General features: G+C 50.5%; 11 protein-coding genes. 7 read left to right on the plus strand and 4 right to left on the minus strand.

Translation table 11 applies throughout. The features are described from left to right. Positions 1-48: 48 nt before the first annotated feature. Entirely contained in the window at positions 49-1,716 is a 1,668-nt protein-coding gene (locus tag NEA10_RS16445; protein WP_252662441.1) for an ABC1 kinase family protein, read from the minus strand. Between the two features lie 300 nt (positions 1,717-2,016). On the opposite strand from NEA10_RS16445, the gene NEA10_RS16450 reads away from it, so the two are divergent. The 4 genes from NEA10_RS16450 (at position 2,017) to NEA10_RS16465 (ending at position 6,050) form a co-directional block, all read left to right on the plus strand. After that, complete coding sequence (locus tag NEA10_RS16450; RefSeq protein ID WP_252662442.1) at positions 2,017-2,754, plus strand: 2-phosphosulfolactate phosphatase family protein; 738 nt, start codon at positions 2,017-2,019, stop codon at positions 2,752-2,754. A gap of 55 nt (positions 2,755-2,809) precedes the next feature. Beyond that, on the plus strand, positions 2,810-4,045 hold the full coding sequence (locus NEA10_RS16455; protein WP_252662443.1) for an LL-diaminopimelate aminotransferase: 1,236 nt from the start codon (positions 2,810-2,812) through the stop codon (positions 4,043-4,045). A gap of 239 nt (positions 4,046-4,284) precedes the next feature. Then, the gene (locus NEA10_RS16460) at positions 4,285-5,445 is read left to right on the plus strand and encodes an AAA family ATPase (protein ID WP_252662444.1); all 1,161 of its coding nucleotides are present in this window, start codon (positions 4,285-4,287) and stop codon (positions 5,443-5,445) included. Positions 5,446-5,447: 2 nt separating this feature from the next. Beyond that, a complete protein-coding gene (locus tag NEA10_RS16465; protein WP_252662445.1) occupies positions 5,448-6,050 on the plus strand; it encodes a DUF4276 family protein in 603 nt (200 codons plus the stop codon). Positions 6,051-6,075: 25 nt separating this feature from the next. On the opposite strand, the gene arsS is transcribed toward NEA10_RS16465, so the two are convergent. Beyond that, entirely contained in the window at positions 6,076-7,086 is a 1,011-nt protein-coding gene (arsS, locus tag NEA10_RS16470) for an arsenosugar biosynthesis radical SAM (seleno)protein ArsS (protein WP_252662446.1), read from the minus strand. A gap of 90 nt (positions 7,087-7,176) precedes the next feature. Next, entirely contained in the window at positions 7,177-8,109 is a 933-nt protein-coding gene (locus tag NEA10_RS16475; protein WP_252662447.1) for a methyltransferase domain-containing protein, read from the minus strand. Positions 8,110-8,298: 189 nt separating this feature from the next. On the opposite strand from NEA10_RS16475, the gene NEA10_RS16480 reads away from it, so the two are divergent. Continuing rightward, positions 8,299-9,018, plus strand: a complete 720-nt coding sequence (locus NEA10_RS16480; protein ID WP_252662448.1) for a response regulator transcription factor — start codon at positions 8,299-8,301, stop codon at positions 9,016-9,018. 11 nt (positions 9,019-9,029) lie between these two features. Here the strand turns inward: NEA10_RS16480 and NEA10_RS16485 are convergent, their stop codons facing one another. Continuing rightward, positions 9,030-12,071 carry a GAF domain-containing protein gene (locus tag NEA10_RS16485; protein WP_252662449.1) on the minus strand — a complete coding sequence of 1,014 codons (3,042 nt, stop codon included), beginning with the start codon at positions 12,069-12,071 and terminating at the stop codon, positions 9,030-9,032. 661 nt (positions 12,072-12,732) lie between these two features. On the opposite strand from NEA10_RS16485, the gene NEA10_RS16490 reads away from it, so the two are divergent. Then, positions 12,733-13,149 (plus strand): response regulator, encoded by a 417-nt coding sequence (locus NEA10_RS16490; RefSeq protein ID WP_252662450.1) that lies wholly within the window; start codon positions 12,733-12,735, stop codon positions 13,147-13,149. Between the two features lie 6 nt (positions 13,150-13,155). After that, positions 13,156-13,476, plus strand: coding sequence for a hypothetical protein (locus NEA10_RS16495; protein WP_252662451.1), 321 nt, complete (start codon positions 13,156-13,158; stop codon positions 13,474-13,476). The last annotated feature ends 42 nt before the right edge of the window (positions 13,477-13,518 follow it).

Genomic DNA, 13,518 nt, shown 5'->3' on the forward strand with positions numbered 1-13,518 from the left:
CTCTTCCGCCAACCCAAAAACGGGTAGTCCCTTTAGGGTCGCCCTCTTCTAAAAGCGGTCTCGGATGATGAAAATTAGGAGGGCTTTTAGGAAAAATAAGCCGGATAATCCTGAGATGCTAAAGGCGATAAAGGCGGCGATTGGATAGGTTCCTGAGATGAAAACAGCCCCTGAGAGTACGGAGAATCCTGTGATGCAGGCATACACTAACACCGTTAACATTAACTGGATGCGCTGCATTTGTCGCTCGATTTCTGGGGAGTTGGTGCGAAATTGAAATTCTCCCCGTTCGAGTCGGCCTTGGAGTTCTTGGATGAGGACTTCGGCACGGCTAGGACGGTTGAAGCGTTGATTGAGAAAGCCTTTGGCTTGACGGGTGAGTTCTCCAAAGACTTGTCCGCGACCACTTTGGTTTTCCACGACTAAGGTCTTGACAAAGGGCTTGGCACAGCCAATTAGACTATATTGATTGTCTAAGGTTCTGGCAATGCCATCGAGGGTTCCTAGGGCTTTGAGGACAAAGGTCATTTGGGCAGGAAGTCGGAATGGCTGTTGTTCAAACATGGTGTAGAGTTCCTGTTTTAAGGCGCCAAACTCCTGAAATTCGATGGGGCGATCGCGGAAGCGGTCTAAGGCAAATTGCACCAAGTTTCGCACTGGGGTCATATCAGAGAGTTCTTCCACTAATCCCATCGAAATGAGAGTTTCGAGAACTTCATCGGTATCTTTGCGTAAGACGGCGAAGAAACTTCGGGTCATTTCGGCTTGATTGAGGGAGTTAATCTCGGACATCATGCCGAAGTCATAAAAAATAATCTGTCCCTCGGGGGTGACGGCCATATTGCCAGGATGGGGGTCAGTATGGAAAAAGCCATCAATTAGGAGTTGTTTGAGATAGCAGCCAATGCCCATCGTATTGAGTTCTCGGACGTCAATGCCAAGGGATTCTAGGGTCTTTTTATCATTGATTTTAATGCCCGGCATATATTCTAGGGTTAAGACCTTGGAGGTGGTATAGCGCCAATAGACTTTTGGGACTAAAATATCCTCAGAGTCAGAAAAATTTTCTCGAAAGCGCTCAGCATTTTTGCCTTCATGAATATAGTCGATTTCTTCATAAATATAAGTACGAAACTCATTATAAATCGACTCAAGGTCATACTTGCGAGTCCAGTGAAAGAGGCGTTCTGCTAGGACAACCTGTTGATAAAGAACCTGGAAATCGAGATTGAAGAGTTTTTCGAGGCCGGGCCGTTGGACTTTCACCACAACTTCCTCACCACTATGAAGTCGGGCTTTATGGACTTGTCCGAGACTGGCGGCGGCGATGGGATGATAGTCAAAGTCTCGATAGAGGCTGTGGAGGGAGTTTTTGAGTTCCCGTTCGATGAGGGCGATCGCCTCGTCCGAGGAGAAGGGTGGTACTTTATCCTGGAGTTGGGACAGGGCCCGGATATATTCGAGGGGCAGTAAATCCCCTCGGGTAGAGAGGGCTTGACCAATTTTGATGAAGGTGGGCCCCAAATCCAGAAGGGTGTTCACCAGCCACTGGGCCCGTTGTTGACGATGTTTCGAGTCCCGTTTCCCCCGCAGGCGATCGCAGCCGAGAAACCATAATAGCTTCCCAGTGGCGGCAAAAATTTCGACCTGACGGGCAAATAGAGAGGTTCGGGTGCGTTGCCAACGCAAGGGTTTCGGAGATGCTTTGACTAACATAGGCAGGAGAGGCGCAGATAGGAATGGGTCACCCGGCTGAGGGTTCCCTCTCTCGCCAACAGTTCCTTAAAGACTTGTTACACCATAAAAGTGTAAGTGAAAATTGCCCTCCATAGGAGATTCCAAAACCTTAGACCATCAAAGCGATGGATTCGGACTCAGTGGGTCATGGAGTCAATGGGATGAACGCATCGTGACGTACTCCCGACGCCGACTGCTAAGCGGTACGTGCCGGGAGGAATAGCGGTTAAGCTGATAGGATGAAGGGCGTTGTTGATGCCAAATTGCCCCCCAACTGCTGTGAAGGTTTACTGTTATCACACTCCCGAACTCACCCCGATTGAACCCACCCCCGCCTGTGCGGTGGCCATTGATGTTCTACGGGCCACCACCACCATCGCCACGGTTCTCGCGGCTGGGGCCGAGGCGGTGCAAGCGTTTAGCGATATTGATAAACTCATGGCCGTCAGCGAAAGCTGGGACCCCTCGAAACGCCTACGGGCCGGGGAACGGGGTGGTGCGAAGGTGGAGGGCTGCGATTTTGGCAACTCTCCCCTGGAATATAAGCGCGATCACGTCTTAGGCTGTCGTCTGTTCCTGAGTACCACCAACGGAACTCGGGCCCTGCAACGGGTGGAAGCGGCGCCGATTCTGCTGACAGCGGCTTTAGTCAATCGCCGGGCGGTGGTGGAGTTTTTGGCCCAGACGCAACCGGAAACGGTCTATTTAGTCGGTTCCGGTTGGCAAGGGAGTTACTCCTTAGAGGATACCGTCTGTGCCGGGGCAATTATCGCCAGTCTTGTGGAATCGGGGTCTTTTAACCTGGCAGAACTGGCGGGAAATGATGAAACTGTAGCCGCTTTGGCGTTATATGAGCAATGGCGCGATCGCCTGGTGGACTTGATGGCGATCGCCAGTCACGGCCAGCGACTGTTGCGGCTCAACTGTAACGCCGATTTGGAGTATTGCGCCCAGGAAGATATCCTCGATGTCTTACCCCGACAGCAAACCCCGGGTGTTTTGACTGCCCACGCCTAGCCCCAAACCGGAGGCTGCGATAAAATGCAAGATCCAGCGAGAGTATTGAGTCATAATGGCAACGATTAACGAGAATTACCTGAAACTGAAAGCGGGCTATTTGTTCCCAGAAATTGCCCGTCGTGTGGCCGCCTTTACCGAGGCTAACCCCGAGGCGCCGATTATTAAATTGGGCATTGGCGATGTGACCGAACCCCTGCCCCAAGCCTGTTTAGAGGCGATGTCGAAGGCGATTTCCGAGATGGGCGATCGCGCTACCTTCAAAGGCTATGGTCCGGAACAGGGCTATGGTTGGTTGCGTGAAAAAATCGCCGCCCAGGACTTCCAAGCCCGCAATTGTGACATTGACGCTTCCGAGATTTTTGTCTCCGACGGTGCCAAATGTGATACCGGTAATATCCTAGACATTTTTGGCAAAGATAACCGCATTGCCGTCACCGACCCCGTCTATCCGGTCTATGTGGATACCAACGTCATGGCTGGACATACCGGCCCCGCTAACGACGATGGAAAATATGAGGGCTTAGTCTATATGCCCATCTCAGCGGACAACAATTTCACCGCTGAGATTCCCTCGGATAAAGTGGATTTAGTCTATCTCTGTTTCCCCAACAACCCCACCGGGGCAACGGCGACCCAGGAGCATTTAAAAGCTTGGGTCGATTATGCTCGGGAACATCAGGCAATTATTTTGTTTGATGCCGCCTATGAAGCGTTTATTACCGATGAGAGTTTGCCCCATTCTATCTATGAAATTGAAGGGGCTAAAGACTGTGCGATCGAGTTTCGCTCGTTCTCTAAAAATGCTGGATTCACCGGGACTCGTTGCGCCTACACCGTGGTTCCCAAAAGCCTAACCGCTACCACATCCAGCGGCGAAACCGTCCAACTGCACCAACTCTGGAATCGTCGCCAATCCACTAAATTTAATGGTGTTTCCTACATTGTGCAACGGGGGGCAGAAGCGGTCTATTCCGACGCTGGACAGGCGCAAATCAAGGCGTTAGTGGGCTTCTACCTGGAAAACGCTAAAATCATCTGCGATCGTCTCAGCAAGGCTGGTTTGACGGTCTATGGCGGGGTGAATGCACCCTATGTCTGGGTCAAAACCCCCAACGGTTTATCCAGTTGGGAGTTCTTCGACAAACTCCTGCAAACTGCCAATGTTGTGGGAACGCCCGGGTCTGGTTTCGGGGCAGCCGGTGAAGGCTATTTCCGCATTTCCGCCTTTAACAGCCGCGCTAATGTAGAAGAAGCCATGACTCGCGTCACGGAAAACTTCAAGGTTTAAGGGTTTTCTAGATCTACGCTTGGATTTATTGCAGGGTACACAAAATTGTAGGGGAACCCACCCCTACCCCTCCCAGGAGGGGAACCCACCCCTACCCCTCCCAGGAGGGGAACCCACCCCTACCCCTCCCAGGAGGGGATTTTTCGCCCCTACGGCAACAGGTGTAATCTGGCATAAATTCTCCTGATTACCCTAAACCGAGAAGATTCCTTAAAACCTGTCTTCTCCTGAACTAATCAATGTATATTCAACGGATTAAACTCAAAAACTGGAGAAACTTCACTGATATTGATGTTCAACTCCGAGAACGAGTCTTCTTGATTGGACCTAATGCTTGTGGAAAGTCCAACTTTCTAGATGTATTTCGCTTTTTGCGGGATATTGCTGACCCCGATGGCGGTGGGTTGCAGCGGGCGGTTAAAGAACGGGGGGGCGTATTAAAACTACGCTCTCTCTATGCCCGCCGTTATCCCACTATTGAAATTGAAGTTCACTTAGGAGCAGATTTATCCAGTCCGCCTCAGTGGGTTTATAGTATTGGCATTAAAAACCAGAAAGGAGGAGATAATCCTCCAATTTTAGCTTGGGAGAAAGTCTGGAAAAACAAAAATCTTATTTTAAAAAGACCGGATGAAGATGATGAAGAAGACCCAAAACTCCTCACACAAACTGCCTTAGAACAACTCCGATTTAACCGAGAATTTAGAGACATCCAAGTTTTTTTTCAATCCAGCCTCTACCTACATCTCGTCCCACAACTTCTGAGATATCCCGATACTTTTGAAGGTGCAACTCTACGAGCAGACCCTTTTGGTAAAAACTTCCTAGAGCGAGTTATCAAAACTCCTGAAAAGACCCGAAAAGCTTGGTTAAGTAAGATAGAACATGCCTTAAGGATAGCCGTTCCTCAAATGAAGCAGTTAACGGATATCAAAGATGATATGGGACATCCTCACCTTGAAGCCGTCTATGAACATTGGCGACCGAAAGCCGGTAAACAACGAGAAGACCAGTTCTCCGATGGAACGTTGCGTCTAATTGCCCTATTTTGGTCATTATTAGAAACAAGAAACTCAATTCTTTTATTAGAAGAACCGGAACTATCGCTGAATGCCGCCATTGTTGCCAAACTTCCCGCTATTATTGCTCGCTTACAGAAAGGGAAAAAGAGTCAAGTTATTCTGAGTACCCATAGTGCAGATTTACTCTCAGACCCGGGAATTGACGGTCGAGAAGTAATCATGATGCAGCCGAAAAAGGAGGGGACAGAGGCTAGAGTCGTTTCTTCAATTCCAGAAATTCGCCAACTTCTTGAAGCTGGACTCACCATTTCGGAGACGGCCTTACCCCAGACCGCTCCTCTCAATATACAGCAATTAGAGTTAGAGTTAGAGTTGTAGTCGTGAGTTCAATTCCCATCAACTTAGTCTACGAAGATGTCCTCAGTGGTGCTATTTTAGAGAAAATTTTAGACCATGTTGAAGCAGACTATATCGTGGGACTGCGGTTGAGTAAAAATGGGTTTGGCTACATCAAAAAGAATATCAAAGGCTTCAACCGAGCGGCCCAGGGGAGTCCCTATCTAGTTTTAACGGATTTAGATCAGACGGATTGCCCCATCACTTTGATTCAAGACTGGTTAGGGGGTCAGCCGAAACATCCTAATCTTCTATTTCGGATTGCTGTGCGAGAGGTTGAGTCTTGGGTTTTGGCGGATACTCGGGCATTTTCGGATTTTTTTGCTGTAGATTTAGCCAAAATTCCCCAAAATCCAGACCAGGTTAATGACCCGAAACAAGATTTAATAAACTTAGTCAGAACCTCAAAACAAAAAGACTTACGACAGGCGATTGTACCCGAAAAAGGGAGTACCGCGAAAGTGGGCAAAGACTATAACGCCCCCCTGTTGAAATTTATCAGTCAACAGTGGCGTGTTAGGGAAGCCATGAACCAGTCCAACAGTCTTCAACGGACTGTTCTTGCCTTAGAAACCTTCCAGTTTTAACTCTCATGACTCCCCTGGATACGGGTTACTCCTCAATTAACGAACCACCACAACTGGAACCACAACCCGCCGTACAGCCATAACAATAGTCCCGAGTTTGAATCTGCTCAATCACGTCTAAACTCCCCGCCTCTAACAGATGACGAACCGTTAGGGGGTCTCCTGCGGCTGACTGGGCCGCCACTCCCTCCATCTGGTTAAAATCACAATCGTAGATATTGCCCAGATAATCCACAGAAAGCTGATTCCGACACATTACCCCCTCAAGGGTGGCCCGATTGAAATTCTCCTCCAAGAACTTCGTATAGGCTTGCTGGAGATGACGACGTTGTAAGAACTGTTTGGTTCGTCCAATGGGTAAATTGGTAATCGTCAGGAGATGGTTAAACTCAATGCCAAATTGGCCTCCGAGATGGGCCTTATAGGCGGCCTCTAACCCCGCTTGTGCTGGGGGAAGCCGAAACTCATCCTCAGACCCGGGCATGGGTGGATTATAGACTAAATCTAAGGTTAACTCCGGGTCTCGACCATAGCCGAGTTGATTGAGCCATTGCAAGGCGCGGATGGACTCGTCAAATACCCCATTTCCTCGCATCTTGTCCACATTATCGGCTAGATAACAGGGGAGAGACGCTACAACTCGCAGCCGATTCGCGGCGAAATACTCGGGTAAGTCCTCGTAGCCGGGAACGAAATAGATGGTCAAGTTGGAGCGAACAATCACCTCTTTCTGGGTTCGCCGAGCCGCCTCAACCAGAGGCTTAAATCCGGCGTGCATCTCCGGTGCGCCTCCGGTTAAATCCACGGTTTGGAGTTGAGGAAACTGCTCGATGAGGGTCACTAAATCTTGCCAAATGTCTCTGGAGATTTCTTCGGTTCGTTTTGGGCCGGCTTCCACATGGCAATGATGACAGGCTAAGTTACAGCGTTTGCCCAGGTTGATTTGTAAGACGGAAATGGGTTGTTTCTGTAAGGGGTGGTTGAGTTGCTGATGAAAGGGGGTAAGGGTCTGGGAGCGGTTGGGCGCTTGTACCATGAAGTTAGGACTGTTTAAGGGGTATTCAAAGTTTGGCGATGGGGTCGCGGGTATGGGAAACCTATCCCTAAATTGCCGGGTTTGATGTGATTAACCGCAACAGGAGCGTTTAGGAGAGGCTGAACTGGTCTTCTCTGAGGACTCCGGACGGCCTCCTTTATAGGCTCGCAGGGTCAGGGAACGAAATTCGATTCCGTCCACCACTTGCCAGGGTTCGGCTTGGCGACTGAGAATTTCAATGTCTTGAAATCCAACCTGTTCAAAGCGTTTGGGGAAGTCGTCTTCTTGGAAGGCTCCGGCAATACAACCACTCCATAAGTCTGGGTCGTTGAGAATGGTCTCGGTGGGATAGTGGTCACTGACAATATCGGAGATGACGGCACGGCCACCGGGTTTGAGAACTCGGAAGATGTCTTGGAAAAGCTGTTGTTTGTCTCGGGGATGGACGAGGTTTAAGACACAGTTGGAAACAACGACATCGATGCTATTGTCGGCAATGAGAGGCTGTTCTCGACGGAGGCGATCGCACCACTGTTCAAATTTAAATAATCCCTCTAAATCCTCGATAGGATGCTCCCTAAGCCAAGTTTGCACAAGCTGCAAATCCAAGGCTAAATCTTGAATTTTACCCTTGACAAATGTCACGTTTTGGTAGCCAATTTTCTGGGCTATCTCGGCTTGATATTTGCCAGCGAGGGCTAACATGGTGTCATTGAAATCCACCCCAATCACTGAGCCATCGGCGCCGACTTTCTGGGAGAGGATATAACAGATTTTGCCAGCTCCCGACCCTAAATCTAAGACGGTTTCTCCGGCTTCGACATAGCGAGAGGGGTCGCCACAACCATAGTCTTTGTCTAAAATCTCTTGGGGAATCAGCTTTAGATAACGGTCGTCATAGTCGGTGGGACAGCATAAACTCGGCTGAACCTGCTCTGCACCATCCTGGTATCGCTGAAGCACCACCTGCTCGACATCATAGCTGGGTGCTTGGGGTTGAGAGGGGTTCTGGGTTGGACTCATGGGCATGGCCATTGAACGTCGGTTCTTTTACTGTATCGCGATCGCCCCCTCCAGGGTGAAGGGGGGGTCCCGCCATCAGTACGTCAGTTCTCCCAGATTGGATTGTCGGAGTCCCCTCACACCGAATCGCCCCAGGCCCGGCAAACGGTAAAATGAACCCAGCCGTTCCCCTTGTCCTGTCCGTGGTCTATGCGTATTCTGTTGGTCGATGACGAAATTGAACTGACCCGGTCCTTGTCCCAAGCCTTGGAACGAGAAGGCTACCAGGTGGATGTGGCCTTTACGGGAGGCGACGGCCTCAACCTGGCGGCTCGACATCAGTATGATTTGTTGGTGTTGGATTGGATGCTCCCGGAATCTTCGGGGTTAGAGGTCTGTCGGGAACGGCGATCGCAGGGTGACCGCACCCCAGTCCTATTCCTAACCGCCAAAGATACCCTCGATGACCGCGTCTTAGGCCTCGATGCGGGGGCCGATGACTATCTCGTCAAACCCTTTGAACTGCGGGAACTCCTGGCGCGGGTGCGGGCCCTGCTGCGGCGATCGCCCCATTTTGACGCGACTCTGGAGAGTCCCCCAGACTCCCCCCCCACTCCCCCAACACAACGGTTACGAGTGGGAGATCTCGACCTAGATCTCGACAATCAACTGGCCTATCGCCAGGGACGCACCATTGAGCTATCCGTGAAAGAACTGCGACTGTTGGCCTATTTCATGAGCCATCCTGGACAATTACTGAGCCACCAACAAATCCACGAATATCTCTGGGATGGAGACAGTCCCCCTAGTAGTAATGTCCTAGCGGCCTCAATTCGCCTGCTACGGCGGAAACTCTCCATTTCCGGCGAAACTCCTCTTATCCATACGGTTTATGGGAAAGGCTACCGCTTTGGGGATGGTGGCTTCTGAGACTTGGAGCGTTAGCGGTCAAACTCGGGTTGATGCAGGGGAATCTGTATAAAAAACTCCGTTCCTTTCCCCGGCTCAGACTCACACCAAATGCGTCCTCGGTGTTTCTCCACAATAATTTGATAGCCAATAGACAGGCCTAACCCCGTTCCTTTCCCCACGGACTTGGTGGTGAAAAAGGGGTCAAATAGTTTTTCCAGCATCTGGGACTTAATTCCCGGCCCATTATCACGCATCCGAATGGTGACACTATCTGGCTCAGTACAGGTGTTGGTCTCGGGAGTTAAACCGCTACAGGTTGTTTCCGTACAAATCGTAATGGTTGGGGTTTCCGATGATTGAGGAGTTCGTAAGCCAGCGTCCTCCACCGCATCGATCGCATTGGCGATAATGTTCATAAACACCTGATTCAGCAGTCCCGGAAAACAGTTGACTTTAGGCAAATCACCGTAATATTTAATAATACGGATGGGTGCAAGTTCCCCTTTCCCTTTCAGGCGGTTATGGAGAATCAAGAGGGTACTTTCAATCCCTTCATGAATATCGACGCCCTTTACGTCGGCTTCGTCAAGACGGGAGAAGTTCCGCAGGGAAACGACAATCTGACGAATGCGTTCGGCTCCCATCTTCATCGAGTCAATCAACTTCGGTAAGTCTTCCTCGACAAACTCTAGGTCAATCTCTTCAATTTCCTCCTCAATCTCCTCAGGAGGATTGGGAATATGGCGTTGATAGAGGTCAATTAAGCCCAACAAGTCTTCAATATAGGTGCTGGCGTGGCTAATGTTGCCGGTAATAAAGTTGACGGGGTTGTTGATTTCATGGGCAATTCCCGCCACCATCTGCCCCAAACTGGACATCTTCTCATGTTGAATCAGTTGGGCCTCGGTTTGCTTGAGGTGTTCCATGGCCTCTTGCAGTTGTCGGGCCTGGGTTTGAGCCGCGAGGGCCGCCGCACAGGTTTTGGCGTAGAGTTCCGCTTGATCAATGGCGATCGCCAACTGATCCACCACCGCCTGCAACAGTTCCACCTCAGTATCATTCCAGATGCGACGACTTCCATGACTACAGGCGATCGCCCCAAATTGCCCGGAGCGTGTCCCTAGGGGTAAAATCAACTGGGCCTTGACATCCAACGGTTCTAAAAACTCTCGTGTCTCGGCATCGGCCTGAGTCAGATCATTCAACTGCACCGTTTCCAACTGCCAAATTTTAGGAACCAATCGTTCCGCCTGGGACATAAAACTCTCACCCAAAAAGCTGGGAATCTCTTTCCCACAGGCTTCATGAGTTACCGCTAGGGTTAGGGGAGATTCTCCTTCTCCAGAACACCAAAGATAATAACAGCGGTCAATTTGCAGTAGGCTACGAATCTCATGAACCGCCGTATCTAAGATGGTATCGAGATCCAGGGAATTACGGATTTGTCCCGCCAGGCGAAATAGCAGGGATTTACGACGATTGACTAAGGCTTCCCGGGCCCAGGCGCGGTCAACGGATAAACCAATGGTACTCGACAGCCAATCCAGAACACTCACCGCATCTTCAGTCCAGGGATGAGACGCACAAATCAGCAGCACCCCGAGAATCCGCTCCTCAACAATCAGAGGATAGAGAACTAAGCCCTGAATATCATACTCCTGGGCCCAGGTTCCCAGCCGCTCTACATCTAAGAGGGGGTGTTCTAAACTCGGTGACTCAAAGGGAACGTCGAGGGCCAAATCTTTGGCAACGCGATCGAGGCGATTATTAATGTAGGGTTCGCGAGTCTCGGCCACCCAACCCAACCAGGAGGCCCCTAACACCGTAGTTTTGGGGAATAACAACTCGGGGAGTGTCTCCCCGGCTGTGGTATGTTCGACCAAGGTTAGGGGTTTGTCGGTACGGTCAAAGGTCGTTGTATCGGGATCATCGGCCTGGGCTAGCCAAATCCCAGCGCTACGAGCCTGGAGATGATCCAGTAGAGCCTTAAGGCTGCGATCGAGGCTTTCGTCTAGGGTTTGACTTTGGGCTAGGGCGCTACTAACTGCACTGACCAGGATTGAGAGATGGCTTTGTTCAATCAAAACCGTCTCGTTTTTCTTGTACTGGGTGACATCCCGGAAATAAATCGATAACCGCTGTGCTTCTGGATGCAAGCGAACTTCCAACCAGAGCCCTAAAGGGTCGTAGTATTCTTCAAAGTGGCGACAGCTTTGAGTTTCAAAGGCGGCGTGACATTCTTCAGCAAAGACGGATGGGATTAAATCCGGGAATGTTTCCCAGAGATTGGTATCTGTCACCTGATTGCGCTGGATATTCCAGAGTTTTTCGGCCCGTCGGTTGATATAGAGGAGGCGCCACTGGCGATCGACAGCGAAAAAGGCTTCGGTAATGGTTTCCAGGATGCTAAAGCCATTGGGGGTTTCCTCCTGAGAAACTGGGGATTTGCTCTCACTTGAGCTTAAGGGGGTGGACGGGAGGAGCGGTGTGGGTGATTTATAAGGATGTTTGCTGAAGGGGTTGGCCCTGACCCCATAGTCCAGGTCTTGCCAGGCGGGACGTTGAAAGTACGTCCCAAAGTCTCGTAACACTCGCAAAGACCGTGTGGCCTGCCGACTGAGGGTTGCAAGGGCTTTACGCTGGCTCAAATCGAGTTGCCGGGGTTCATAATCTAGGACACAGAGGGTCCCAACCGTGGTGCCTTTGGGGCTAACCAAGGGAATCCCAGCATAAAAACGATAATGGGGATAGCTTTTGATGAAGGGGCGATCGCAAACGGGAGCCTCTTGGCTGAGATCTTCGATGACCGTTAGGCGATCGCGCTCTAGGGTCACCTCACATAAATCGATGCAGAGGCCAAATTGCTCAGGTGATAGCCCCAACGCCGCTTTCATCCAACAGCGATATTGACTACGGGAGGAGACCTCTAACTCCGGACTGCCTCCCTGACGTATCCCGTTGCTAAACACGATTGCAGCCACTGGGGTATGACAAACATAGGTAGCAAGTTGTGCGAGATCTTTGAACGCCTCATTGGGGTGTTCATCAAACGCACAGGACGCTTCAGGCATGGCAACCTCTAATGATGCGTGTGACACGTGGCTTTGAGTTAGCATAACAGTTGCCTCGACTGACAGGGGGAGCAATCAGGGAATGCAGCCGCATCTCATCGCTGTGTCTAAGGCTGTCGTCTCAGGTGATGCGCTCAAAGGCCCTAATTCTCACAGAGGCTTGATGATCAACCGTTGCAACGGATAAGGATGGGGCTCAAATGGAAACTAATCCCCAAATTTGCGGATCGGCTACCGCTGCATTTTCGGAGTCTAGCTGCAATCGCCTTACCCCTACAGTCTACTCGATGTTCTTTAGATTTTGTAAAGATTTTAACGAAATGCAAGGGTTGGATTTTAAAAGCTGATCTTCGGCGATATTTGAAACCCCTTAGGGCCAAAATGAGGGCTGATTTGGGCAAATTATTAAAAAAAATTTAAATTAGGAACTTTTTATCTCAAAATCCGAACCGAAGGCCATATCAAGTTTTGAGAATCTTTTGACCGCAACGGCACAGAAATTGTTAGCATGGACGCATTAACCCTCAGACCTAGCCGATCGCGCTCCCCGTCCCCACTCTGATTGAGGAGATCGGTATCTCTGCTTCCATACCGGCCCGAGATACCCGTCAATCAGGACTTGCGATCGCCAGAATCGGGACGTCCCCCTTGAGAGAATGCCATGCCTGCCAACTCCTTCAACTCGCCCACCATTCTCGCGGTCGATGACAGTCCGGTCATGCAAAAAACCATCCAACGGATTTTAGAACAGCATTACCGCGTCATCCTTGCTGACAATGCCCTTGATGCCCTCAGCACCATCTACCACGAGTCCATTCAGGTCGTCCTGTTAGATGTCTCCATGCCGGACATTGATGGATTAGAAATGTGTCGCACTGTCCGCAGTCTACCCCAGTTTCAGGACTTACCGATCATTATGCTCACTGCCCGAGACAAGGCTTTCGACAAGGTTAAAGGCCATCTGGCCGGAGCCACAGAATATCTCACTAAACCCTTTGATGGGGAACAACTCCTAGCTGTCGTGGGCCAATATACTCATCAGGATCAGCCCCAAGCCTCATCCTCCTCAAACGCCTAAAGCACCATGCTCTACAATGGGGACAAGTCCCTGATTCCCCAGAGTCTGATGAGCAACCTATTTCCCGATCCCTTCAGCGGCGGTCCTAATCCCTTTAAGGAGACCTCCGGTTTAGCTAACGACCCCGTCTATCAGAACTCCGAGGTTCCTGATGGGGAATTTCCCGAAACCCCACTTCAGCGGAGCGACAAAACTGCCTCAATCCTGCGCCGCTACTTTACCATCCTAGTGTTGGGCGGGTTGGTCTTGGGGCTGATTTTTTCCGTTGCCGTGATTCGGGTCATCCAACACTTTGGCCTCGACGAAGTCCCCGTACAAGTCGATTGAGACAAAGTTGGTTAAACTAGACTTAAGCCACCGCTGAGGCCC

This window comes from Phormidium yuhuli AB48 (assembly GCF_023983615.1).
GTDB lineage: Bacteria > Cyanobacteriota > Cyanobacteriia > Cyanobacteriales > Geitlerinemataceae > Sodalinema > Sodalinema yuhuli.